General features: G+C 73.1%; 29 protein-coding genes. 17 read left to right on the forward strand and 12 right to left on the reverse strand.

Going from position 1 to position 23,152, the window contains the following annotated elements:
* The first annotated feature begins 101 nt into the window (after positions 1-101).
* The gene (locus PZC42_RS07365) at positions 102-1,349 is read left to right on the forward strand and encodes an RNA polymerase sigma factor (protein ID WP_277209982.1); all 1,248 of its coding nucleotides are present in this window, start codon (positions 102-104) and stop codon (positions 1,347-1,349) included.
* Here PZC42_RS07365 and PZC42_RS07370 read toward each other — a convergent pair.
* Positions 1,341-2,366: a DMT family transporter gene (locus tag PZC42_RS07370; RefSeq protein WP_277209562.1), complete on the reverse strand. Its 1,026-nt coding sequence runs from the start codon at positions 2,364-2,366 to the stop codon at positions 1,341-1,343. The two genes, PZC42_RS07365 and PZC42_RS07370, sit on opposite strands and share 9 nt — an antisense overlap.
* Positions 2,367-2,448: 82 nt before the next feature.
* On the opposite strand from PZC42_RS07370, the gene PZC42_RS07375 reads away from it, so the two are divergent.
* Together PZC42_RS07375 and PZC42_RS07380 are read left to right on the forward strand one after the other, a co-directional pair.
* On the forward strand, positions 2,449-3,369 hold the full coding sequence (locus PZC42_RS07375; RefSeq protein WP_277209563.1) for a LysR substrate-binding domain-containing protein: 921 nt from the start codon (positions 2,449-2,451) through the stop codon (positions 3,367-3,369).
* Between the two features lie 63 nt (positions 3,370-3,432).
* Positions 3,433-3,834, forward strand: coding sequence for an FKBP-type peptidyl-prolyl cis-trans isomerase (locus PZC42_RS07380; RefSeq protein ID WP_277209564.1), 402 nt, complete (start codon positions 3,433-3,435; stop codon positions 3,832-3,834).
* 153 nt (positions 3,835-3,987) lie between these two features.
* Here PZC42_RS07380 and PZC42_RS07385 read toward each other — a convergent pair whose 3' ends face one another.
* Positions 3,988-5,277: a class I SAM-dependent methyltransferase gene (locus PZC42_RS07385; protein ID WP_308199827.1), complete on the reverse strand. Its 1,290-nt coding sequence runs from the start codon at positions 5,275-5,277 to the stop codon at positions 3,988-3,990.
* A gap of 95 nt (positions 5,278-5,372) precedes the next feature.
* On the opposite strand from PZC42_RS07385, the gene PZC42_RS07390 reads away from it, so the two are divergent.
* Positions 5,373-5,726, forward strand: coding sequence for an Rdx family protein (locus tag PZC42_RS07390; RefSeq protein WP_277209565.1), 354 nt, complete (start codon positions 5,373-5,375; stop codon positions 5,724-5,726).
* Positions 5,727-5,775: 49 nt separating this feature from the next.
* On the opposite strand, the gene PZC42_RS07395 is transcribed toward PZC42_RS07390, so the two are convergent.
* Positions 5,776-6,165 carry a DUF5997 family protein gene (locus PZC42_RS07395; protein WP_277209566.1) on the reverse strand — a complete coding sequence of 130 codons (390 nt, stop codon included), beginning with the start codon at positions 6,163-6,165 and terminating at the stop codon, positions 5,776-5,778.
* Between the two features lie 52 nt (positions 6,166-6,217).
* Between PZC42_RS07395 and PZC42_RS07400 the strand changes: the two genes are divergently transcribed.
* On the forward strand, positions 6,218-7,099 hold the full coding sequence (locus PZC42_RS07400) for a LysR substrate-binding domain-containing protein (protein ID WP_277209567.1): 882 nt from the start codon (positions 6,218-6,220) through the stop codon (positions 7,097-7,099).
* A 165-nt stretch (positions 7,100-7,264) separates the two neighbouring features.
* Positions 7,265-8,092, forward strand: a complete 828-nt coding sequence (locus PZC42_RS07405) for a hypothetical protein (protein ID WP_277209568.1) — start codon at positions 7,265-7,267, stop codon at positions 8,090-8,092.
* Between the two features lie 125 nt (positions 8,093-8,217).
* Here PZC42_RS07405 and PZC42_RS07410 read toward each other — a convergent pair whose 3' ends face one another.
* Positions 8,218-9,783, reverse strand: coding sequence for an ATP-dependent DNA ligase (locus tag PZC42_RS07410; protein WP_277209569.1), 1,566 nt, complete (start codon positions 9,781-9,783; stop codon positions 8,218-8,220).
* A gap of 63 nt (positions 9,784-9,846) precedes the next feature.
* Positions 9,847-10,221 (reverse strand): winged helix-turn-helix transcriptional regulator, encoded by a 375-nt coding sequence (locus PZC42_RS07415; RefSeq protein ID WP_277209570.1) that lies wholly within the window; start codon positions 10,219-10,221, stop codon positions 9,847-9,849.
* A gap of 91 nt (positions 10,222-10,312) precedes the next feature.
* Here PZC42_RS07415 and PZC42_RS07420 point away from each other — a divergent pair, with 91 nt between their 5' ends.
* Complete coding sequence (locus tag PZC42_RS07420) at positions 10,313-10,957, forward strand: NAD(P)-dependent oxidoreductase (protein WP_277209571.1); 645 nt, start codon at positions 10,313-10,315, stop codon at positions 10,955-10,957.
* A gap of 114 nt (positions 10,958-11,071) precedes the next feature.
* Here the strand turns inward: PZC42_RS07420 and msrA are convergent, their stop codons facing one another.
* Entirely contained in the window at positions 11,072-11,743 is a 672-nt protein-coding gene (gene msrA / locus PZC42_RS07425) for a peptide-methionine (S)-S-oxide reductase MsrA (RefSeq protein ID WP_277209572.1), read from the reverse strand.
* Between the two features lie 128 nt (positions 11,744-11,871).
* On the opposite strand from msrA, the gene PZC42_RS07430 reads away from it, so the two are divergent.
* The 3 genes from PZC42_RS07430 (at position 11,872) to ilvA (ending at position 15,041) form a co-directional block, all read left to right on the forward strand.
* Positions 11,872-12,480 carry a YdeI/OmpD-associated family protein gene (locus tag PZC42_RS07430; protein ID WP_277209573.1) on the forward strand — a complete coding sequence of 203 codons (609 nt, stop codon included), beginning with the start codon at positions 11,872-11,874 and terminating at the stop codon, positions 12,478-12,480.
* Between the two features lie 78 nt (positions 12,481-12,558).
* Complete coding sequence (locus PZC42_RS07435; RefSeq protein WP_308199828.1) at positions 12,559-13,824, forward strand: AI-2E family transporter; 1,266 nt, start codon at positions 12,559-12,561, stop codon at positions 13,822-13,824.
* The gene (gene ilvA / locus PZC42_RS07440) at positions 13,821-15,041 is read left to right on the forward strand and encodes a threonine ammonia-lyase (protein WP_277209574.1); all 1,221 of its coding nucleotides are present in this window, start codon (positions 13,821-13,823) and stop codon (positions 15,039-15,041) included. The genes PZC42_RS07435 and ilvA overlap by 4 nt, the downstream gene beginning before the upstream one ends.
* Here ilvA and PZC42_RS07445 read toward each other — a convergent pair.
* Positions 15,026-15,154, reverse strand: a complete 129-nt coding sequence (locus tag PZC42_RS07445) for a hypothetical protein (RefSeq protein ID WP_277209575.1) — start codon at positions 15,152-15,154, stop codon at positions 15,026-15,028. The genes ilvA and PZC42_RS07445 overlap by 16 nt on opposite strands.
* A gap of 1 nt (position 15,155) precedes the next feature.
* Between PZC42_RS07445 and PZC42_RS07450 the strand changes: the two genes are divergently transcribed.
* The 4 genes from PZC42_RS07450 (at position 15,156) to PZC42_RS07465 (ending at position 17,283) form a co-directional block, all read left to right on the forward strand.
* Positions 15,156-15,317, forward strand: coding sequence for a hypothetical protein (locus tag PZC42_RS07450; protein WP_277209576.1), 162 nt, complete (start codon positions 15,156-15,158; stop codon positions 15,315-15,317).
* A gap of 10 nt (positions 15,318-15,327) precedes the next feature.
* A complete protein-coding gene (locus tag PZC42_RS07455) occupies positions 15,328-15,699 on the forward strand; it encodes a YciI family protein (protein ID WP_277209592.1) in 372 nt (123 codons plus the stop codon).
* A gap of 61 nt (positions 15,700-15,760) precedes the next feature.
* The gene (locus PZC42_RS07460) at positions 15,761-15,961 is read left to right on the forward strand and encodes a YciI family protein (protein WP_277209594.1); all 201 of its coding nucleotides are present in this window, start codon (positions 15,761-15,763) and stop codon (positions 15,959-15,961) included.
* Positions 15,958-17,283 (forward strand): RNA polymerase sigma factor, encoded by a 1,326-nt coding sequence (locus tag PZC42_RS07465; RefSeq protein WP_277209596.1) that lies wholly within the window; start codon positions 15,958-15,960, stop codon positions 17,281-17,283. The genes PZC42_RS07460 and PZC42_RS07465 overlap by 4 nt, the downstream gene beginning before the upstream one ends.
* A 165-nt stretch (positions 17,284-17,448) precedes the next feature.
* Here PZC42_RS07465 and PZC42_RS07470 read toward each other — a convergent pair whose 3' ends face one another.
* The 5 genes from PZC42_RS07470 to PZC42_RS07490 form a co-directional block, all read right to left on the reverse strand.
* The gene (locus tag PZC42_RS07470) at positions 17,449-17,853 is read right to left on the reverse strand and encodes an ectoine synthase (RefSeq protein WP_277209598.1); all 405 of its coding nucleotides are present in this window, start codon (positions 17,851-17,853) and stop codon (positions 17,449-17,451) included.
* 40 nt (positions 17,854-17,893) lie between these two features.
* Positions 17,894-19,189 carry a diaminobutyrate--2-oxoglutarate transaminase gene (ectB, locus tag PZC42_RS07475; RefSeq protein WP_438802924.1) on the reverse strand — a complete coding sequence of 432 codons (1,296 nt, stop codon included), beginning with the start codon at positions 19,187-19,189 and terminating at the stop codon, positions 17,894-17,896.
* Positions 19,190-19,286: 97 nt separating this feature from the next.
* Positions 19,287-19,850, reverse strand: coding sequence for a diaminobutyrate acetyltransferase (ectA, locus tag PZC42_RS07480; protein WP_277209600.1), 564 nt, complete (start codon positions 19,848-19,850; stop codon positions 19,287-19,289).
* Between the two features lie 127 nt (positions 19,851-19,977).
* On the reverse strand, positions 19,978-20,460 hold the full coding sequence (gene greA, locus PZC42_RS07485; RefSeq protein WP_277209602.1) for a transcription elongation factor GreA: 483 nt from the start codon (positions 20,458-20,460) through the stop codon (positions 19,978-19,980).
* 149 nt (positions 20,461-20,609) lie between these two features.
* Positions 20,610-21,032, reverse strand: a complete 423-nt coding sequence (locus PZC42_RS07490; RefSeq protein ID WP_277209604.1) for a DUF4307 domain-containing protein — start codon at positions 21,030-21,032, stop codon at positions 20,610-20,612.
* Positions 21,033-21,085: 53 nt separating this feature from the next.
* On the opposite strand from PZC42_RS07490, the gene mca reads away from it, so the two are divergent.
* The 3 genes from mca to PZC42_RS07505 are packed head-to-tail and all read left to right on the forward strand — an operon-like array spanning position 21,086 to position 23,150.
* Complete coding sequence (mca, locus tag PZC42_RS07495) at positions 21,086-21,982, forward strand: mycothiol conjugate amidase Mca (protein ID WP_277209606.1); 897 nt, start codon at positions 21,086-21,088, stop codon at positions 21,980-21,982.
* Positions 21,982-22,341, forward strand: coding sequence for a hypothetical protein (locus PZC42_RS07500; protein WP_277209608.1), 360 nt, complete (start codon positions 21,982-21,984; stop codon positions 22,339-22,341). The genes mca and PZC42_RS07500 overlap by 1 nt, the downstream gene beginning before the upstream one ends.
* Entirely contained in the window at positions 22,338-23,150 is an 813-nt protein-coding gene (locus PZC42_RS07505) for a nitrilase-related carbon-nitrogen hydrolase (protein ID WP_277209610.1), read from the forward strand. The genes PZC42_RS07500 and PZC42_RS07505 overlap by 4 nt, the downstream gene beginning before the upstream one ends.
* The last annotated feature ends 2 nt before the right edge of the window (positions 23,151-23,152 follow it).

Consider the following 23,152-nt stretch of genomic DNA (forward strand, 5'->3'; position numbering starts at 1 on the left):
CCGACGGCGGCACCCCGGCAGCAGCACGGACACCGGCGGCCGGCGGTGGGCCTCAGGAGGGGCCTGCCGCCGGACGCCGCGCGGTCGAGGCGACCTGGCGCATCGAGTCGGCCCGGATCGTCGGTGCCCTGGCGCGGTACACCGGCGATCTCGCGCTCGCCGAGGACGTCGCCTCCGAGGCGCTCGCGGAGGCCCTGGTGAGCTGGCCCCGCGACGGTGTACCCCGCGACCCGACGGCCTGGCTCCTGGCCACCGGACGCCGTCGGGCGATCGACGCGTTCCGCCGTCGGGCCGGGCGGGACGTGCGGTACGCGGCGTTCGCCCGGGACCTCGGCGAGGGCGGGGCGCACGCCGGGGCGGCGCACTCGGGAGGCGACCATCCCGACCTGCTGTGGGACCCGGACCGCATCGACGACGACAAGCTGGCCCTGATCTTCACCGCCTGTCACCCGGTGCTGTCCAAGGAGGCGCGCGTCGCGCTGACGCTGCGCGTCGTCGGCGGTCTGACGAGCGAGGAGATCGCCCGCGCCTTCCTGGTGCCGACGCCGACGATCCAGGCGCGCATCACCCGGGCGAAGAAGGCGCTGGGTGCGGCGCGGGTGCCGTTCGAGGTGCCGCCGGCCGCCGAGCGGGCCGTGCGCCTCGGCTCGGTGCTCAACGTGCTGTACGTGATCTTCACCGAGGGCTCCTCGGCCTCGGCGGGCGGCGACTGGATGCGGACCGACCTGGCCCGCGAGGCGATTCGGCTCGCCCGCGTGCTGTCGCGGCTGGTGCCGCAGGAGCCGGAGGCGGCGAGCCTGCTCGCGCTGCTCGAGCTGACCGCTGCCCGGTTCCCGGCGCGCACCGGTCCGGACGGCGAGGCGATCCTCCTGGCGGACCAGGACCGGCGGCGCTGGGACACCGCGGCGATCCGGCGCGGCCGTGCGGCCCTGGCGCGGGCCGTGGCCGCCGGCCGGGGCCTGGGGCCGTACGGGCTGCAGGCCGCGATCGCCGAGCAGCACGACGTCGCCGCGTCGGTCGAGGACACGGACTGGGCGCGGATCGTCCGGCTCTACGAGGCGCTCGGGCGGGTGGCGCCGTCACCCGTGGTGGACCTCAACCGGGCGGTCGCGGTCTCCATGGCCTCCGGACCGGGACCGGCGCTCGAGATCGTGGACGCGCTGGCCGCCGCCGGCGCCCTGGCGGGGTCGTACCTGCTGCCGAGCGTCCGTGGTGAGCTGCTGTCTCGGCTCGGGCGGGTCGACGAGGCCCGCCGCGAGCTGGAGCTGGCGGCCCAGCGGTGCGGCAACGAGCGCGAGCGCGCCGTGCTCGAGTCCAAGGCAGCCGCCCTGGGTGAGCCGTCAGGCTGAGGGCACGGCGGCGGGCGTCCGGCGGCGAGGTGGCGGCAGGGTGGCGACCGCGACGCCGGCCAGGGCCAGGGTGCCGCCGAGCAGGGCGGCCGGGGCGGGGACCTCGGCGAGGAGCAGCCACGACAGCAGGACGACGACGGCCGGGACGGCGTAGGTCGTGGCCGCCGTGCGTCCGGCGCTCGCCCGGGTCAGCACGTACCCCCAGGTGCTGAACGCGATGGCCGTGGGGAACACCCCGAGGTAGACGATGCCGAGGACTGCCGACGTCGGCGCCACGGACACCTGGCTCACCAGACCGGGCAGGAACGGCAACGAGGCCACCGTGCCCGCGAGGCAGCCCAGCCACGTCATCGTGAGGGCGTCGACGTGGGGGAGCAGCCGCTTCTGGAGGGTCGCGGCTCCGGCGTAGAGGACGGCGGACACCAGCCCGAGGACGACGCCCACGGCGTCGAACCGGCCGGACGAGGTGGCGGCGGCGATCACGACGACGCCGGCGAACGCGACCGCGATCCCGATCAGCAGCCGACGGGGGAAGCCTTCGCCGAGGAGCACACCGGCGAGGACGGCGACCAGCATCGGGGCGAGGTTGACCAGCAGCGCGGTGGTGCCGGCGTCGAGGTGCTGCTCGGCCGCGTTGAGGGTGATGTTGTACGCGCCGAACCAGGCCACGCCCCAGACCAGCACGAGGACGAGCACACGGCCGCGCGGGAGGTGGTGGCGCCGGGGGCCTTCGGCGCGGTCGTCCGGGCCGGTCGGGCTGGTCGCGGCACGGGCGCGCCGTCGTGCTCGCACGACGAGGAGCATCGCCGTCAGCGTCAGGCTCCCCACGGCGACGCGGCCCAGGGTGAGAGCTCCCGGGTCGACGTCATGCCCGACGGCGCGGATCGCCACGAACGCCGAGGCCCAAAGCAGCACGGTCACCGCCATGGCGGCGGCGGTGAGCCGTCCGGCACGGGAGCTCGTCGTGCGGCGGGTGGTGCGGCCCGGCGCGGCCGGTGGAGTGGTGAGCGTCGTCATGTCCTGATCGTCACCCGAACGGAACGTTCAGCACCAGTCCCGATATCTACCGAATCATTCAGTAACGCTGTACTGTGGTGCCATGCTCGACGTCCACCGGCTCCGCATCTTCCGCTCCGTCGTCGCCAGCGGGTCGGTGGCGGCCGCCGCCGCGAACCTGGGATACACCCCGTCGGCCGTCAGTCAGCACGTCACGGCCCTGCAGCGCGAGACCGGCCTGCGCCTGCTGGAACGCTCCGGACGCGGGGTGCGCCCCACCTCCGCCGGACTGGAGCTCGCCACGCAGGCCGACCAGGTGCTGGCCCGCCTCGGCGAGGTGGAGAGCGTCGTCGCCGACCTGCGCGCGGGCCGGACCGGACGCCTGCGGATCGCCTACTTCGCGTCGGTCGGCGCTGCCTGGCTGCCCCAGGTCGTGCACCGGCTCACCGACGAGCACCCCGGGGTCCGGCTCGACCTCGAGCTGCGCGAGAACATCCCCGACGCGCCGGAGGACCGCGCCGACCTGCAGCTCGCCGTGGCGCGCGCCGGATTCGACCCCGGGCCCGGGTTCCGGGCGACCCACCTGCTCGACGACCCCTACGTCGTCGTCCTGCCCACCACGCACCGCCTCGCCGACCGGGACGAGATCGAGCTCGCAGAGCTGACGCCCGAGCGCTGGGTGGACAACGACTTCGCGCGCGGGTGGTGCCGCCGGAACCTGCTCGACGCCTGCACCGCCGCCGGGTTCAGCCCGTCGTTCCACGTCGAGGCGCACGACTACCCGACGGCGATCGCCATCGTGCGCTCCGGCGTCGGCATCACCGTGCTGCCCGCGCTCGGCGCGGAGCACCTGCCCGCCGGCACGGTCGCCGTGCCCGTCGTGCGCCCGGCGCCCCAGCGGTCGATCTATGCCGTGGTGCGCGACGCCGTCGCCGACACCCGGCCCGCGCGCACCGCCGTCGACGCGCTGCAGGCCGTGGTCGCCTCCCGGGCCGGCTCGGCACCTGCCCCGGACGGTCAGTAGGCTGGACCGCATCCCCGCCGTGCCGACCGGTCGGCGGCTCCTGCACGAAGAAGAGGTACCCCTGTGTCCACCCTCCCCACCGCCACCGGTTCGTTCGGCGACAAGCCCGAGATCACCTTCCCCGAGGGCGACGCGCCGTCCGGCCTGCAGGTGCAGGTCCTCGCCGAGGGGGACGGCCCCGTCGTCGACGCCGGCCGCACCATCGTCGTCAACTACCTGGGCCAGACCTGGGGTGGCGACGTCTTCGACAACTCCTGGGACCGCGGGCAGACCATCGACTTCCCGATCGGCGTCGGCGCCGTCATCGGCGGCTGGGACAAGGGCCTCGTGGGCCGCAACGTCGGCGACCGCGTGCTGCTGTCCATCCCGGCCGAGCACGGCTACGGCGCGCGCGGGGTCCCGCAGGCCGGTATCCCCGGTGGCGCGACGCTCGTCTTCGTCGTCGACGTCGTCGGGGTGCGCTGAGCGTCTTGGGTGACGGGCGGGGCAGGAGACTCCGCGCACGGTCGCGTTCACGGGCCCCAGGGGGCCCTCCACTTCGGGGATGACGACCGTGCGCGGAGTCTCCTGCCCCGCCCTTTGTCTCCGGCTCGCTCGGCGCTCCTGGGTTGCGGGTGGTCAGAGCTTGCGGGAGCGGGTGACCGTGAAGCGGGGGTCCTGGGCCGCGTGCTCCGTGGGGCCGACGGCGCGGTTCAGCGAACCGCGGTAGCGCAGCTTCGTGTTGAACACGCACCACAGCTCACCGCCCGGCCGCAGGATGCGGCCTGCTGCGGCGAACATGCGGTGCGCCGCGTCGGTGCTGACCGCTGCCCGGTCGTGGAACGGCGGGTTGAGCAGCACGAGGTCCGCGCTCGCGTCGGGCAGGTCGGCGCCGGCGTCGCTGCGGGTCACGGTGGCTGCCGCGCCGTTGGCCGCGAGGGTGGCCAGGGTCGAGGCGACGGCCGCTGCGGACCGGTCCGTGCCGACCACACCTGCGTCCGGGTAGCGGCGCGCCAGTACCACCGTCAGGAGGCCGGTGCCGCACCCGAGGTCGACGGCCTCCTGGACGCGGGACGCCGCCGGCCAGCGACCTGCGGTGCTCAGCAGGAACCGCGTGCCGTGGTCGAGCCCGGCGCCGGCGAAGGTGCCGCCGTGCGCGACGACGTCGACGTGCTCCGCGGGCGTGCCGCCGTCGTGCGTGGGGGTGGCCGCCGCGAGCAGCTCGGGATCGGTGAGGCGCTCGCGGACCGGGTAGAGCGGCGGGGCCGTGCGCGCCTCGGGCCGAGGCCTGGAGGCCACCAGCGCCCGGGACTTGCTGCGCGCCAGCGTGGCATGCACCTCGGCGAACCGGTCACCGAGCACGTCGTTCATGGCGCGCGTCATGTGCTTGATGCGGCCGCCCGCGAGCACCGTGACGTCGTCGGCGGCGTGGCGGGCGACGGCCTCCGCGATCTCCGTCAGCTCCGCCAGGCCCTTGGGCAGCTGGAGGAGCACGAGGCGCGCGCCGTCCAGCAGGGTGGAGCCGAGGTCGTCCGACGTGGCGATGCGGCCGCGCACGTCCGTCGTGCCGAGCGCGTCCTGTGCCCGCGAGGCGTTGTGGAGCATCGCCGCCTCGGCGTCAATCGTGTCGTGATGGGCGCGGACCTCGTCGGCCCCGAGCGCGAGGGCGCCCAGCGTCAGCGCCCCGAACCGGTCGCCGATGACGACGACGCCGCGCGGCCCGGCGTCCGCGACGAGCGGGGCCGCCTCGGCCAGCAGCAGGCGGTCGGTCGCGTCCACGGCGACGGGGGCGTCGGGGCGCGTGCCGTCGTCGGGCCACGGGACCAGCGACGCGAGGACGGTGGCCGGCCGTGTTCCCGGGCGGAGGGGGGACGTCTCGTCGGGATGGCTCGGTGAGCCTGGCCGGGTGGGGTCGGGGGTGTGGTGCACTCGACCAGTCTCCCCGATGCTCTCGGCGAGCCCGACCTGCTGGTCGAGGTCGAGGCGGTGGCGGTCCTTCCCTGACGTCGTCCTACGCTGGCGCCATGAGCGAAGCCAGCGCCACGCCCGAGCCGTCGTCGGACGCCCGTGTGACCATCACCTACTGCACCCAGTGCCGCTGGCTGATGCGCGCGGCGTGGGTAGCCCAGGAGCTGCTGCAGACGTTCCGGACGCGCCTGGGTGAGGTCGCGCTGGTGCCCGGCACGGACGGCGTGTTCCGCGTGGAGCTGGTGCGGTCACCTGGCGAGGAGCCGGTGCTGCTGTGGGACAGGAAGATCGAGGGCGGTTTCCCGGAGATCCCGCCCCTGAAGAAGGCGGTGCGGGACGCCGTCGCGCCGGACATGGCGCTGGGCCACACCGACCGCGTCACCTCGGCAGATCAGAGCGGCACTCCGTGATCTGATCGGCAGTCCGGACTGCCGCGTTGATCACGGACTGCCGCGCTGATCAGCGGTTCGTTTCCTTTTTCGCCTCCGCGGCGATCCGCTCCTCCTCCTCGCGCACGCGAGCGGCGGTCTCCCGCTCGCTGACCAGCCACGCGGGCGGGTCCTCGCGCAGCTCGTCGATCTGCTCGGTGGTCAGCGGTTCGGTGATGCCACCGCGCGCCAGTCCCGCGATCGAGATGCCGAGCCGCCCGGCGACGACGGGCCGAGGGTGCGGCCCGTTCCGCCGCAGCTCGGCGAGCCACTCCGGCGGGTTCTCCTCGAGCTTCTCGAGCTCGGCGCGGGTGATCCCGCGCTCCTGGAACTCCGGCGGAGTGGCGGGCAGGTACACCCCGAGCTTCTTCGCCGCGTTCGTCGGCTTGAGGACCTGCTGGGAGAAGGGGGTTCCGGCCATGGGCCCAGCCTAGTCGCGCGTGAGGGCCGACGGCGCCCCGTAGCCTGGTCGCGTGAGCGACGACACGCGCCCCGCACCGGGCGAACCCGCGCCCGGCGACGGCGGTCCCGGCCCGCAGGGCGGCCCGAGGTTCCGGTTGGGCTACGTCCCCGGTGCGACCCCGGGCCGGTGGGCGCGGACCTGGGAAGAGCGGCTGCCCCGGGTGCCGCTGGACCTGGTCCAGGTCGATGCCGCCGCCGTGCCGGCCGCGCTGCGCGACGGCGAGGTCCATGCGGCGATCGCCCGCCTGCCGGTCGACAAGGACGAGCTCCACGCGATCCCGCTCTACGCCGAGCTGCCCGTGGTGGTGGTCTCCCGGGACCACCTGCTGGCGGCGACCGAGGACTCGGAGCGGGTCTCGGCGGGCGACCTGGCCGACGACGTCCTGTGGGTCCCCCGGGACGACGTGCTGTTCGGCACGGGCGTCGACCGCCCCGGGCTGCGGCCGGAGCCGTACGACGACGGCACGGGGGCGCGGGTGGAACCGGAGCCGGACACCACGCAGGACGCGATCGCGTGGGCTGCGACAGGTTCCGGCGTGGTCGTGGTGCCGATGTCGCTCGCGCGCCTGCACCACCGCAAGGACACGGTGAGCCGCGTCGTGGACGGGCTGTCCGAGTCGCCGGTCGGGCTCGTCTGGCTGCGGGAGGGTCTGGCGGATGAGGTGGCGGAGCTCGTCGAGGAGCTGGTCGGGATCGTCCGAGGCCGCACCGCGAACAGCTCGCGCGGCCGCGGTGCTCCTGAGGCGCGTTCGACGAAGAAGTCGAAGGCCAGGGCTGCCACCGAGGGCAGGAGCGGCGTAGGGTCCGGCCGCGGTCAGGGTCGGTCGCAGGGGACCCGGCGTGGTGGCCCCGGGGGCCGAGGACGCTCAGGCAACAGTCGCCGCGGGCGATGATTTGGGGGTGAAAAGCGACAGGCGCCTTATGAGGCGCCTCTTCGCTCTTCCCATACTAAGTCCGTTTCGCTAGCATCACGTGCGCACCCCGTGACGACCCACCATCGGACCACCGACGGTGTCGGCTGCGGGGGCAACCCGTTCTGACTCTCAGAGGAGAGCGCCATGCGCACGCCCCTAGCCCTCGGAGCTGCCGTGCTCCTCACCCTCGGCCTCGGTGCCGGACCTGCTGCCGCGACCGGAGGTGGCCAGGATCGATGGGAGGGCCCTGGCGACTCGCGGACCGGAGAGATCTGGAACGGTGGCGAGGCGACGTCGGGCGGAAAGGCCTACGGCTGGCCCGAGAAGACGTACTCGTGGATCGGCGACGTCTGCCCAGACATGGACGAGCCCAAGACGGACACCGACGATGAACCGGAGACCGTCACGCTGACGGCACCCGAGGGCAAGCTCATCTCGACCTACTGCGTGAAGTCTGGATCTGACGGCAAGGGGAACGGTCCGAAGATCGTCACGCTCGACGTGCCGCAGCCCGAGGTGGAGATCTCGTACGTGGCCGACAACAAGTGCAAGGACATCAGCCACTACGCCGTGGCGTACGTGGACGCACCGACCCCGACGCCGAGCCCCGACGACAGCACGGAGCCGTCGCCGGTGCCGAGCGGCGAGCCCGTGGTCGACCCGGAGCCGTCGCCGGAGCCGAGCGGCGAGCCCGGCACGGACCCGACTCCCGAGGTCTCCGAGGGACCCGAGGGGCGCCCGCAGACGGTCGTCCCGGTGGAGCCCGGATCGGACGAGCCCCGCGCGTCGGAGGTCGCCGTCGACGCCGAGGAGGACGCTCCGGACGTGGAGACGGTGCGCGCCCAGACGCAGGCCGAGCTGCCGCAGACCGGCCCGGGCCGCGCGATCGGCATCGCCGTCGGTGCGCTCGTCCTGGTGGGTGCGGGTGTCGGCGCTGTGCTCTTCGCCCGGTCGCGCCGCGCCGGAGCCTGACGACCCTGACAGCCGGCTGACGATCGGCCGGCACGCCTGACGGCCGGCGCCGGGAGCAGAACACGCTCCCGGCGCCGGGCCGTCGTGCGTGCCGGACTGTGCAACGCCTCCGGTTCTGCCTCGGGTCAGCCCGTCGGCCGACCGGTCATTGCGCGGACCTGCTCGATGGTGTCCGCCTCGTCGGCCGACTTGTCGTCGCGGTAGCGGACCACGCGGGCGAACCGCAGGGCGAGCCCGCCGGGGTACCGGCTGGAGCGCTGGACGCCGTCGAACGCGATCTCCACCACCTGCTCGGGCCGCACCCGCACGACGTACCCGTCGGTGGGGCCGTCGGCGAGCTCGGTGAACCGCTCGGTCTGCCAGGCGAGCGTCTCGTCGGTCATCCCCTTGAACGTCTTGCCGAGCATCACGAAGCCCCCGTTCGCGGGGTCGCGGGCACCCAGGTGGATGTTGGACAGCCAGCCTTCGCGGCGGCCGGAACCGCGCTCGACGGCGAGCACCACCAGGTCGAGGGTGTGCCGCGGCTTGACCTTGACCCAGGCGGAACCACGCCGTCCGGCGGCGTACGGAGCGTCGAGGGCCTTGATGACGAGACCCTCGTGACCCTCGGCCACCGTGTCGTCGAAGAGCTCCTGCACGACGGCGGGCTCGTCCGCGAGGCGCCGGGGCACGACGGCGGAGGCCGGCACCGCGCGGTCGAGCGCTGCGAGGCGTTCGGTGGCCGGGGCGTCGATGAGGTCGGTGCCGTCCAGGTGCAGGATGTCGAAGAACTGGACGGTGAGCGGTACGGCACCGGCCCCGGCTCCGACGTGGTGCGTACCGGTGCGCGCGGCGGTCTCCTGGAACGGGCGAGGGCGCCCGACGTCGTCCAGGGCGAGGGCCTCGCCGTCGAGCACTGCGGCCTCGGCATCGAGCGAGCGGGCCAGGGACACCACCTCGGGCAGGCGGTCGGTGATGTCGTCGAGCGAACGGGTGAAGATCGAGACGGCGTCGCCGTCCTTGTGCACCTGGATCCGGATGCCGTCGAGCTTGACGTCTGCGGCCACCTCGGCGCCGGCGAACCGCTCGAGGGCGGTCGCGACGTCGGGCGCGGAGGAGGCGAGCATGGGGCGTACCGGCCGCCCCACCTGGAGCGTGAACGACTCCAGGGTGTCCGTTCCGCCGGTGAGTGCGGCCCGGGCGATCGGGCCGGACAGGGCGCTGAACATCGCTGCTCGCCGCACGGCCTGGATCGGGACGTCGGCGGCGGTGGCGATGGCGTCGAGCAGCAGCGCGTCGAGTGCTCCCTGGCGCAGCTCACCGAGGACGAGCCGGGTGAGGAACCGTTGCTCGTCCTCCGTGGCCCGCGACCAGAGGTCCGTCAGTGCGCGCGCCCGCGCTGCCTGGGAACCGGAACCCTGCAGCGCCGACATGGCTTCCAGGGCGGTGTCGACGTCGGTGGGGCTCAGGCTCGGTGCGGGCGCAGCAGGGGGAAGGTTGGCGAGCGTGCGCCAGCCCAGCCCGGTGCGGCGCTGCCGTGGACGCCCGGACAGGAAGGAGGCGACCACCTCGATCTCGGTCCCGCGCTGCCCGGCCGGTACGTCGCCGTGGGCGGCGGATCGCAGCGCCTCGGCCAGCAGCTCGCGCTTGCGCAGCCGGGACCGCGTCGCGGCGACGGCGGCGTGGGTCCGGACGAGCTCGGCGAGCAGCACCCACCGATCGTCGCAGGGCTCGCCGACATCCGCCGCCGGACGGAGTGCGGCGGGCGAGTGGGGTCAGGACGCGGCGTGGACGGTGTCGTACTCCGCGCGAGCCGTCAGCACGGCGTCGGCGTGGGCCAGTGTCCAGCGCTCGATCGCATGGATCGGCTCCAGCATCCCGCGGCCGGCGTCGGTCAGGTGGTACTCGACGCGAGGGGGCACCTCGGCATGGACCGTGCGGGTGACGAGCCCGTCGCGCTCGAGACCGCGCAGGGTCTGGGTGAGCATCTTCTGCGACACGCCGTCGACGCGGTGGGCGAGCTCGGTGAACCGCAGCGGCCCGGCCTCGAGAGCGCCCACGACGAGCACCGTCCAGCGGTCGGTGACGCGGTCGAGCACCGTGCGGCTCGGGCAGGCGCGCTGGTACGGGTCGAACGGGATGTCGTTCATCGGGTCCTCCTTGCGGAGCGCCAGTCTAACCCTGATACTCTCTGAACGTCAGTCACTCTCTTATAGAGAGTAACAACCACGAAGGAGAGCTATGGCTCGCATCACCGTGATCGGCGGCACCGGGTACGCCGGCACCCACATCGTCCGAGAGGCCGCCGCGCGCGGTCACCAGGTCCGTTCCGTCAGCCGGTCCGTGCCCGCGGAGAAGATCGACGGGGTCGAGTACGCCGAGGGTTCGGTGCTCGATGACGCCGCGGTCGCCGCCGCGCTCGACGGTGCCGACGTCGTCGTCGCCACCGTGTCGCCCCGCGGGGACATGGCGGGACAGGTCCGTCCCGCGTACGCGCGGCTCGCCGCCGCGGCCCAGGTCCGCGGCGTGCGGCTCGCCGTCGTCGGCGGAGCCGCCTCGCTGAAGGTCGCCGAAGGTGGCCCGCGACTGCTGGACACCCCCGAGTTCCCGGACATGTTCAAGCCGGAGGCGAGCGAGTTCGCCGACATCCTCGACGACCTGCGCGCAGCCCCGGACGGGCTCGACTGGTTCTACCTGAGCCCGGCGGGGACGTTCGGCTCCTACGCCCCCGGCGAGGACAGGGGCAGCTACCGCGTCGGCGGGGACGTGCTGCTCACCGACGACGCCGGCGAGTCGGCCATCTCCGGCCCGGACTTCGCGCGGGCGATCGTCGACGAGATCGACTCGCCCGCCCACCGGCGCACCCGCTTCACCGTCGCGCACTGAGGGACGTCGCGGAAGTTCACGCTTCGGTGGTCGATGCGTGAGCTTCCGCGACGTGGGCTCAGCCGGGCCAGAGGTCGGCCTGGGCGACGATCACGCGCTCCCCATCTCCTCCGGTCAGGCGGCGTCCGGGAACGGCACGCCCGTCGTCGCGTGGCAGCGGTAGCCGTGCGGGTTCTTCGCGGCCGACAGGTACTGCTGGTGGTAGTCCTCGGCGTAGAAGAACGGCCCCGCCTCCGCCGCGGGAGCCATGTCGGTGGTGATGGGGTCGTAGCCCTTCGCGGCCAGCACCTCGCCGTACCGCTCGGCCGTGCTGCGGACGGCCTCGGCCTGCTCCGGCGTCGTCCAGTACACCGCCGAGCGGTACTGCGTGCCGACGTCGTTGCCCTGCCGGTACCCCTGGGTGGGGTCGTGCCGCTCCCAGAAGATCCGCAGCAGCTCCTCCTCGGAGACCACGGACGGGTCGTAGGCGACCATCGCCGTCTCGGTGTGCCCCGTGCGCGCCGAGCACACCTCCTCGTAGGTGGGGTTCGGCGTCGTGCCCCCCATGTAGCCGACGGCGGTGCTCACCACGCCGGGCACCTGCCAGTAGATCTCCTCGGCGCCCCAGAAGCAGCCCATCGCGAGGTAGAGCACGCGCGTGCCCGGCTCCCAGGGGCCGGTGAGCGACGTGCCCAGCACGGTGTGCGTGCGCGGGGCGGGCAGGATCGGGGACTCGCGGCCGGGCAGGGCGTCCTCGGGGGACACCATCGTGGTCTTTGCCGGGTGGCCGAACAGGTTCTCGAACATCGCGTCGCCTCCTTGGTGCGGTGCGGGGTCGGTCCGCCGGCCCCGCACCTGCGCAACGACCTGGTGTGCTCCGGTGTTCCGCCACGGCCGGGGTGCGCCCTGTCGGAGGTGGGCCGTAGCGTCGGACCATGGCCGTACAGCGCACCGAGCCACTCCTCTTGCCCGACGCCGCCGCCTGGCGTGCCTGGCTGGACGAGCACGAGGACACCGCGCCCGACGGCGTGTGGCTCGTGCTCGCGCGCAAGGGCCAGGCCGCCCCGACCTCCCTCACCCGCACCGAGGCGTTGGAGGAGGCCCTGTGCAGCGGCTGGATCGACGCGCAGGCGCGGAGCCGCGACGACGCCACGAGCCTGCAGCGGTACTGCCCGCGGCGCTCACGCAGCATCTGGTCGGTCCGCAACCGCGAGATCGTCGCCCGGCTGATCGACTCCGGGCGGATGCGGCCGCGCGGGCAGGCGGAGATCGACCGCGCGCAGGCGGACGGTCGCTGGGACGCCGCCTATGCGGGACCGGCCACGATCGAGGTGCCTGCGGCGCTCGCTGCGGCGCTCGCGCAGAGCCCGCGGGCGACGGCCATGTGGGAGATCCTCACCTCGCAGAACCGGTACGCGATCCTGCACCGGCTGGCGACAGCGAAGAAGGAGGAGACCCGGCTGCGCAACGCGGCGAAGTTCGTCGCGATGCTCGAGCGTGGCGAGACGCCCCACCCGCAGCGGCGCAGCCTCGACGCAGGCTGACACCGCCGTCCATCGCGGCAGCGCGACCTGCCGCGATGCTGTCGCGCGACAGCGACCTCGGCGACCTATGGTGGGGCCGTGAACACCCCCGATCAGACGGCCCTGAGCGGACGCGAGATGGTCCCGGCGAGCGTGCGCGGTGCCGCCGCGTGGTCGTGGCGGCTGCTGATCATCGCCGTCGGTGTCGCCGGGCTGCTCTGGGTGCTCGCCCAGCTCAAGACGATCGCCGTCCCGGTGGCCGTCGCTCTGCTGGTCACGATCCTGCTGCGCCCCGTGCGGGTCACGCTGGAACGGTGGCACGTGCCTCGCGGCCTGGCGACGGCACTGTCCATCCTCGGGCTCATCACCTTCGTGACGGGCCTGATCGTGATCGCCGGCCAGTCGATCGTCGTCGGCTTCCAGGACCTGTGGGACCAGGCGGTGGCAGGCTTCGAGGAGCTCCTCGCCTGGCTGTCGGACGGACCGCTCGGGCTCGAGACCGCCACGCTCTCCGACCTCGGGAGCCAGGCGCAGGTGCTCGTCGCGGACCAGAGCTCGACGCTGATCACCGGAGCGCTCGGCGCAGCGACCACCGTCGGGCACGCCCTGGTCGGGCTGATCATCGCGCTCTTCTGCATCATCTTCTTCCTGCAGGACGGCCGGACGATCTGGACCTGGGTCGTCAACCTCCTGCCGATCGCCGCCCGCGAGACCGTCCACCAAGCCGGCCGGCGCGGCATGGTCACCCTGTCTGCCTATGTGCGCACGTTGATCCTCGTGGCCCTGGTGGACGCCCTCGGCATCGGCATCGGGTCGGCGTTCTTCGTCCCGGCGCTGGCGATCCCGATCGGCATCCTCGTGTTCGTCGGCTCGTTCGTCCCGATCCTCGGCGCGATCGTCACGGGTGCGATCGCCACCGCCGTCGTGCTCGTGGCCGAGGGATGGATCGCCGCGGCCATCATGCTCGGCATCGTCCTGCTGGTGCAGCAGGCCGAGAGCCACATCCTGCAGCCGCTCCTCATGGGCCACGCCGTCTCGCTGCACCCGGTCGCCGTGGTGCTCGTCGTCGGTGCCGGAACCCTCGCGGCAGGCCTCATCGGCGCCCTGTTCGCGGTGCCGCTGGCCGCCGTGCTCAACACCGTCATCCAGTACCTGCACGGGCACGACAAGTTCCCCGAGCTCGGCACCGACGATCACGTGCCGCTCCTGCGCCGCCGTCCCTCGCTGGCCGACCTGCCGGGTACGCTCCTGTGGCCGAGCCGGTCCGGCGCGTCCGACGACGCCGGCGTGGCACCCACCACCCCGGGTGACGCCCTTGCCGCACCGGCGGACGACGCCGGACCGGCAGGAGAGAGCAGGACGTGACCGCACCCCACCCCATCCACCGTGTGACGCTCGACGATGTCCGCGCAGCCGCCGAGCTGCTCGCGCCGGTGGTGACCCGCACACCGGTCCACCCGTTCCGGGCGCTGTCGCAGCTCGCGGGCGCCGACGTCGTGCTCAAGTGCGAGAACCTGCAGCGCGCCGGGTCGTTCAAGATTCGTGGCGCCTTCACGCGACTCGCGCGGCTCACGCCCGAGCAGCAGGAGCGCGGCGTCGTCGCTGCCTCGGCCGGGAACCACGCGCAGGGGGTGGCGCTCGCGGCGGAGCAGCTCGGTATCCCCGCCGTCGTCTACATGCCGCAGGGCGCCTCGGTGCCGAAGCTCGAGGCCACCCGCGGCTACGGGGCCGAGGTGCGTCAGGTCGGAGCCAGCGTGGACGAGGCGCTGGGGGCGGCGCGCGCAGAGGCGGCTCGCACGGGCAAGGTGCTCATCCACCCCTTCGACCACGTCGACGTCGTGGCCGGGCAGGGGACGGTCGCCCTCGAGATCCTCGAGCAGGTGCCCGACGTCGGCACGATCGTCGTGCCGCTGGGCGGCGGCGGGCTCGTGGCCGGGATCGCCACGGTGCTGGCCGAGCTGGCGCCGCACGTCAAGGTCGTCGGTGTGCAGGCCGCCTCGGCCGCGGCCTACCCGGCCTCGCTCGCCGCGGGGCGCCCGGTGTCCGGTGACCTGGGGGCGACGATGGCCGACGGCATCGCGGTCGGGACACCGGGCGAGGTGCCCTTCGAGGTGCTCACGCGGCTCGGCATCGAGGTCCGTACCGTCACCGAGGACCAGATGTCCCGAGCGCTGCTGCTCGTGGCCGAGCGCGGCAAGCTCGTCGTCGAACCGTCCGCCGCTGCCTCGGTCGCGGCGGTGATGGCCTCGCCCCACGCCTTCGCCGGCACGGTGGTGCCGGTGCTGACCGGTGGCAACATCGATCCGCTGCTGCTGCAGCGCGTGGTGCAGCACGGCCTCGTGGCGGCCGGTCGGTACCTGCAGCTCTCGGTACGGCTGGACGACAAGCCCGGGGCGCTGGCGAACCTGCTGGAGACGATCGCCGCGGCCGAGGGCAACATCGTGCGGGTGGACCACCGGCGCACCGACACCACGCTCGAGGTCTCCGAGGTGCTCGTGACGCTCCAGCTCGAGACGAAGGGCTACGAGCACCGTGCCGCGGTCCTGGACCGGTTGCGCAGCGACGGCTACCGCGTCGGCTGAGCGCTCGGCTGGACGATCTCGTCCACGACCCCGGTCGGGGTGTCGATCCGGGCGTCCTCCGTTCGTCGAGGTGTTGACACGGCCACCAGGGCCGTGCGGACGAAGGAGGCCATGATGCGTTTTCTCTCGACGATCCTGTGCAGGGGGCCCGAGGTGGAGCGCCATCGGCGGTACGTCGCCGAGCGGCGGTACGGTGTCGGCGACGGCATCGACGTCGCCGACGTGATGATGTTCGGACCCGTCGTGTACGTCCGCCCAGGCGTCCGGAACCGTTGAGGAGTCAGTGATGCGCTACCTGATGCTGGTGCTCTCCGGCCCGCAGGACCCGGACCCCACCGGCGGGGACGCGAGCAGCGTCCCGCCGATCGAGGACTGGGTCGACCGCTACTACGGGGACGGCACGGCCTCGGCCGGGGACCGGCTGCGTCCACCGGAGGATGCCGTCGGCGTCCGGGTGCGCGGCGGGAAGGTGCTCGTCACTGACGGGCCGTTCTCGGAGTCGAAGGAGGCGATCGGCGGCTTCGACGTCATCGAGGCGCCCGATCTCGACACGGCGATCACCGTCGCCTCCGAGCATCCCATGGCGCACCTCGGGGCGATCGAGCTGCGGCCCTGCTGGCCGCTGGACCTCGACGGGCAGCAGGGCGGTGACCGGTGATGCGGTACCTGTTCCTGGTGCACGAGCCCGACGTCCCCGACCGGCGACCAACGCCCGGCGCGTGCGGGTCCACGACGGGGAGACGGTCGTGACCGACGGTCCCTTCGCGGAGTCGAAGGAGTTCATCGGAGGCTTCGACGTCGTCGAGGCCCCGGATCTCGCGGCGGCGATCGCGAGCGCCGCCGAGCACCCTGGTTCGTGGGGCGGGGCGACGATCGAGGTGCACCCGTTCTGGCCCACGGACGGCGGCGAGGGGGCGTGACGGACACAGCGCCCGCCGTCGAGGACGCGTTCCGCAGCGAGTGGGGGCGCGTCCTCGGCGCGGTCGCGCGCAGCACAGGCGACCTCGACCTCGCCGAGGAGTCGGCGCAGGAGGCGTTTGCCACCGCGCTGCGTACGTGGTCGCGGGACGGCGTGCCCGACCGGCCGGGAGCGTGGCTGACGACGACGGCACGTCGGCACGCGATCGACGTCCTGCGCCGGCGTCGCACCGAGGGGGAGAAGACGGCGGCGGCGGCGCGGCTCGAGGAACGGGTGGACGGCGGCCTGCGTGCCGCGGGCACGGCCGGGGACCCGGTGCCGGACGAGGTGGCGGACGGTCTGGACGACGCGGCGTGGGAGATCGACGACCCCGACGGCGACCTGCTGCGCCTGCTGTACACCTGCTGCCACCCGGCGATCCCGATGGAGGGGCGGGTGGCGCTCACGCTGCGGTCCCTCACGGGCATGACGACCGCCCAGGTCGCCCGCGCCTTCCTGGTCCCCGAGGCGACGATGGCGCAGCGGCTCGTACGGGCCAAGCGCCGCATCCGTGCCACGGGGATCGTTTTCCGCGTGCCGCCGCCCACCTTCCTGGCAGACCGCATGGCGGGGGTCCTCGCGGTGCTCTACGTGCTGTTCACCGAGGGTTACGACGCGTGGGCCGAGCCCACCGACGCTGTCGAAGGCACCGCCGCCCGCCGGGCCCTGGCCGACGATGCGGTCCGGCTCGCGCGCATGGTCGCGCGGCTGCTGCCCCACGAGCCCGAGGCCCACGGGCTGCTCGCCCTGCTGCTGCTCCAGCACGCCCGGCGTGACGCCCGCACGGGGCCCGACGGCGCGGCTCGGGTCCTGGCGGAGCAGGACCGGACCCGGTGGCGCCGGGACGAGACGGCAGAGGGCCTGGGGGTGCTCGACGCCGCTCTCGCGGCGGGACGGCCGGGTCCGTACCAGGTGCAGGCGGCCATCGCGGCGCTGCACGCACGGGCGGCCGACGGCACGGGAACCGACTGGGTGGAGATCCTCGCGCTCTACGACGTCCTGGGGAAGATGACGGGCTCGCCCGTCGTCGCGCTGAACCGGGCGGTCGCGGTGGCGGAGGTGCATGGCCCGGCCGCGGCGCTGGAGGCGCTGGACGCCGTCGCCGGTGCCCCGGAGCTGGCGGGGTACCACCTGCTGGCGGGCGTCAGGGCGGACCTGCTCCTCCGGCTCGGGCGGACGAGGGACGCCGCCGAGGCCCTGCGGACCGCCCTGGCGCTCGTCGACCGCGAGGGTGACCGCCGACTTCTGCGCCGTCGGCTGGCCGACCTCGTCGCCACCCCGTGACACGAGGTCGACTCCTCCGTATCGAGGTTGTCCCCGCAGACGCAACGAGCGTGCCCCCTCGTTCCTCACGCGGCGTGAGGAACGAGGGGGCACGCTCGTTGCGCGCAACAGGTGGCACCCGAGCGGCCGGCAGATCCGACACGCGGGGCAGCGCCGAGAGCCCGGTCAGACCGTGGCGGTCTCCGGCTCGGTGACGAGCGGGTACACGCCGTTCTCGTCGTGCACCTCGCGGCCGGTGACCGGCGGGTTGAACACGCACACGCACGTGATGTCGGTGCGGGGGCGCACCTTGTGCTTGTCGTGGTCGTTGAGCAGGTACAGCGAGCCGGGCTTGAGCTGGTGCACCTCGCCGGTGGCCAGGTCCTCGATCTCGCCCTCGCCCGAGGTGATGAAGACGGCCTCGACGTGGTTGGCGTACCAGAAGAAGCTCTCGGTACCGGCGTACAGCGTGGTCTCGTGCACCGAGAAGCCGGCGCCCTCCTTGGCGAGGATGATGCGCTTGGAGCGCCAGTTCTCGCTCTTGATGTCGGCCTCGGTGTCGGTGATCTCGTCGAGAGTGCGGACGATCATGGTTCTCCTCGGTCGTGAGAGGTCGGGTGGGCCGGTTCCGTCAGCCCAGGACGGTGGCGAAGGCCTCGTCCAGGATGGCCAGGCCGCGACGCAGCTCGGCCTCGGTGATCGTCAGCGGCGGCAGCAGCTTGACGACCTCACCGTCAGGGCCGGAGGTCTCGACCAGCAGGCCGTGCTCGAACGCGTACTGGGTCACCCGGCCGGCGAGCTCGCCGTCGGGCAGCTGCAGGCCGCGGGCCAGGCCGCGCCCCTTGGCGAGCAGCTCGTGGTCGGGGTACCGCGAGACGACGGAGTTGAAGTGGCTCTCGACGAGGAGGCCCTTGGCCTTGATCTCCTTCTCGAGCGTGTCGTCGGACCAGTAGGCCCGGATCGCCTCGGACGCCGTGGCGAAAGCGGGCGCGAACCCGCGGAACGTGCCGTTGTGCTCGCCCGGCTCCCAGACGTCGAGCTCGGGGCGCACGAGGGTGATCGCCATGGGCATGCCGTAGCCGGAGATCGACTTCGACAGGCAGATGATGTCCGGGACGATGCCGGCCTCCTCGAAGGAGAAGAACCCGCCGGTACGCCCGCAGCCCATCTGGATGTCGTCGAGGATGAGCAGGATGCCGTGCGTCGTGCACAGGTCCGCGAGGCCGCGCAGCCACTCGGCGCGGGCGGCGTTGATGCCGCCCTCGCCCTGCACGGTCTCGACGATGACGGCGGCGGGCTCGTTGAGGCCGGAGCCGCCGTCCTCGAGCATCCGCTGGAAGTACTGGAAGTCGTCCACGTCGCCGTTGAAGTAGTCGTCGTACGGCATGGGGGTGGCGTGCACCAGCGGGATGCCGGCACCTCCGCGCTTCATGGAGTTGCCGGTCACGGACAGGGCGCCGAGCGTCATGCCGTGGAACGCGTTGGTGAAGTTGATGACGGACTCGCGGCCGGTCACCTTGCGGGCCAGCTTGAGCGCCGCCTCGACGGCGTTCGCGCCACCGGGGCCGGGGAAGACGACCTTGTGGTCGAGGCCGCGGGGCTCGAGGATGTGCGAGCGGAACGTCTGGAGGAACTCGCGACGCGCGGTGGTCAGCATGTCGAGCGAGTGCACCATGCGGTCGTCCGCGAGGAAGTCGAGCAGGACCTTCTTCAGGCGCGGGTTGTTGTGACCGTAGTTGAGAGATCCTGCTCCCGCGAAGAAGTCGAGGTACTCGGTGCCGTCCTCGGCGTACACGGTGGCGCCGACCGCACGGTCGAACACCACGGGCCAGGCGCGGGAGTAGCTGCGGACCTCGGACTCGAGGGCGGTGAAGCCTGTCGGGTCATCGGCGGTCGACGCGTCGGACTGGGGGGTCAGGGTCGTCACGGAGGACACTCCTCTGAGGTGGTGCGCGCGGGTGCTTCGAGTGGAACGGGGGCTGCATCGTCACCTGCGCGCGGGACCGGTGCAGCCCGGTGTCGTGTCAGTTGCGGAAACCCTCGATCACGAGAAGTGGTTCGGCCTCGTGACCGTCGGGGAAGTGGTGGGCCTCGAAGCCGGGCACCTCGTCGAGCGTGGCGCCACGGTCGTCGGACCAGCGTCGAAAGACGCGGCGGGAGGCCTGGTTGTCCTCGGTGACCGTGGTCACGAGCGAGGTGATCTCGGGCTGGTCGTCGATCACGGCGTCGATGAGACGTCCGGCGACGCGGCGGCCGCGGGCCCGTTCGTCGACCGCGACCTGCCACAGGAAGTAGCGGGACGGGTCCGACGGGAGGCGGTAGCCGCTGACGAAGCCGACGACGTCGTCGCCCAGCAGGGCGATCCGGCACGTGTCGGAGAAGTGGCCGGCCAGGAGCAGGTAGCTGTAGGACGAGTTGAGGTCCAGCGAGCCGGAGTCTCGTGCGACCCGCCACATCGCGCCACCGTCGTCGACGGTCGGGGGGCGGATCGTGAGCGGTGTGGAGTCGTCCCCGGGGGCCGTGTCAGCGGCCGCTGGGCTGGTGGATCGGCTGGTCGGATTGGTCGATGGCGTGTCAGAAATTGTCATACCGCTATCAACCATAGACACGATCGAGGGATAATCACACCCCGTCGAGGTGAATCCAGGGTGCGACGTTGACCACAGCCGCACGGTGCCGGGGTGCCCGTCGATGGGCACCCCGGCACCGAGCAGGTCAGCCGGAGAACGGCTTGGCGGAGCGGATCTCCACCGGGATCTCGCGCCCGTTCGGCGCGGTGTAGCTGGTGGAGTCGCCCACCTTCTTGCCGTCGATGGCAGCACCCAGCGGTGAGGTGGGGGAGTAGACGTCGAGGTCGGTGGTCCCGGCGATCTCGCGCGAGCCCATCAGGAACGTCATCTCGTCCCCGGCGACCTCGGCGACGACGACCATGCCCGCCTCGACGGTGCCGTCGTCGGCCGGCTGCCCGACCTGCACGTGGCGCAGCTTCTCGGTCAGCTCGCGGATGCGTGCCTCGTTCTTCCCCTGCTCCTCGCGGGCGGCGTGGTAGCCGCCGTTCTCCTTGAGGTCGCCCTCGTCGCGTGCGGCAGCGATGCGCTCGGCGATCTCGGTGCGGGCCGGTCCGGAGAGACGCTCCAGCTCGGCCTGCAACCGGTCGTGAGCCTCCTGGGTGAGCCAGGTGACGTTGCTCTCGGTCACGAGGGCTCTCCTTTCGTGGTGCTCGTCGCCTGCCCGGGTTGGCACGCGTCGTCGCGCCCGGCGGGCGTCGGCACGCGCGCCGGACGGCGCAGGTCTGCGGGTGAATCCCTCAGGATAGCCGACGACGGGCGGCGGTGCGTCGTCGGCCGTCAGCCGTCGGTGGGGTCGCAGCCCGCGACGACGGCGGTCGTCGCCAGCTCGGAGGTGCCGAGGGTCACCTCGTAGGCGGAGGTCCGGCCCTCCGCGGGACCCACGGCGACGTCGAGCGTGCCGACCTGGGCGTAGCTGGGCGACAAGGCGTCGAGGGTGCACACCGCGGTGGTCCCCGGCGGCATGTGCACCTGGAAGGTGGCCTCGAGGCGTTCGGCGTCGACGACGTCGAAGCCCACCATCTCCGCGGTCACCGGGTCGGCGGCGCTGCGCGCGAACGAGAACCAGGCCGTGCCGCCCACGGCGGCGGCGAGGGCGAGGGCGATCGCTACCTTGGCGCCCCGCCCCGGGCCGCGGGTCGAGGTCCTCGGCGTGCCGCCGTAGCGGCCGGCCGGGACGGTGGGGGACTGCTCGGAGGACATGACACCATTGTCCTCCACGACGCGGACGTCCCGAGACCATCCCAGGAGGACCCTTGACCGGCGAACCACTGCGGCTCATGGCGGTGCACGCGCACCCGGACGATGAGTCGAGCAAGGGTGCTGCGACGACGGCCCGCTACGCGGCCGAGGGCGTCGAGGTCCTCGTGGTGACCTGCACGGGTGGGGAGCGTGGCGACGTGCTCAACCCGTCGTTCGTGCCGCCCGAGGGGCACGAGTTCGACACGCTCGAGGGCAAGCGTGCCGTCCGGCGGCTGGAGATGGAGGCTGCCGCGGCGGCGCTCGGTGTGCACCAGCAGTGGCTCGGGTTCGTCGACTCCGGGCTGCCGGAGGGCGACCCCCTGCCGCCGCTGCCCGAGGGCTGCTTCGCGCTGCTGCCGCTGGAGGAGGCGTCGGCGCCGCTCGTCGAGCTTGTCCGGCAGTTCCGCCCGCACGTCATGACGACCTACGACCCGACCGGCGGCTACCCGCACCCGGACCACATCCGGTGCCACGAGGTCGCGTTCGAGGCCTATTACGCGGCGGGCGACGCGAGTCGCTACGTGGTCGACGGAGGCGCCGAGCCCTGGGAACCGCGCAAGCTCTACTACAACCACGGCTTCTCGATGGACCGCATCCGGGCCGCGCACGAGGCCATGGAAGGCGCCGGCCTGGAGTCGCCGTTCGGGGGCTGGATCGAGTCGCGCACCGCCCGGGAGATCCCTGAGCGGGAGGTCACCACGCGGATCGACGCCGCCGGGTTCTTCGCCCAGCGGGACGCCGCGCTCGTGGCGCACGCCTCGCAGATCGATCCCGACGGCTTCTTCTTCGCCGTTCCGCGCGACCTCGAGGTGGACGTCTGGCCCACCGAGGAGTTCGAGCTCGCGGACTCCCGGATACCGGTCGCCACGCCGGAGGACGACCTGTTCGCCGGCCTGCGGGAGGAGTCCTGATGTCCCTCGCGCTGCTCGCCGGCCTGTTCGCCGACGTCACCCCGTCGCCCAGCCCGACCACCCGGCCGCTGGAGGACTGGGAGGTGACCCCCGGTCTCACGGGTTTCCTCGCGACGTTCGCTGTCGCGGTGGCCGCCGTCCTGCTCCTGCTGTCGCTGAGCCGCCACGTGCGCAAGGCGAACGCCTACGCCCGTGCGCACGGCATCGAGGTGCCGGAGCGGCGGACCATCGCGTTCGGGCGCACGCATCCCGAGGAGGAAGCGCCGGCCGCCACGCCCACGTCGCCCGACGTCGCGCCCGCGGTGGGGTCGCCCGACGACGGCGCTCCGGACGGGCCAGGGAACGACCGGTCGTCATGACCCGGGTCACGGTCGCGCAGGTCGAGGTGTCGGACGATCACGAGGCGAACCGGTACATGGTCGCCGACGCGTTCGCCGCGGCCGCGGCGGTGGACGCCGACCTGCTCGTGCTGCCGGAGTACGCCTCGGGGTACCACCGCCACGGCGTCGGCATCGAGCACGCCGAGCCGCTGGACGGCCCGTTCGTGTCGGCCCTGCGCACGCTCGCCACGCAGTACCAGGTGGCCGTGCTGGCCGGCACGACCCTGCCGGGTGCTGATCCCGCACCGGGCGGCGAGGGGCGCCGCGCGGTGAACGCCGTCGTCGCGGTGGATGCCGCGGGCGAGCTGGCCGGCGTCTATCGCAAGGTCCACCTCTATGACGCGTTCGGCAGCCGGGAGTCCGACCGCCTCGAGCCGGGACCCGCGGACGCCGAGCCGCTGACCTTGCGCGTCGGCGATCTCACCTTCGGCGTCATCACCTGCTACGACCTGCGGTTCCCCGAGTCGGCGCGACGGGTGGCCGACGCCGGTGCGGACGTCCTCGTGGTCCCGGCGGCCTGGGTGGACGGCCCGCTCAAGGCCGAGCACTGGCGCACGCTGCTGACGGCGCGGGCGATCGAGAACACCGTGGTGGCGATCGGCGTCGGGATGGCGGGCAAGGGGGTGACGGGCCGCTCGGTGCTCGTCGGACCGGACGGCGTCGTCGGCCTGGAGATGGACGAGCGCCCGCAGTTCCGCACGGTCGACCTGGACCCGGAGCAGCTCGACGCCGTGCGCCGGGTGAACCCGTCGCTGGCGAACCGTCGCTACGCCGTCGTCCCCCGCTGACC

Source organism: Isoptericola croceus (assembly GCF_029382255.1).
GTDB lineage: Bacteria > Actinomycetota > Actinomycetes > Actinomycetales > Cellulomonadaceae > Isoptericola > Isoptericola croceus.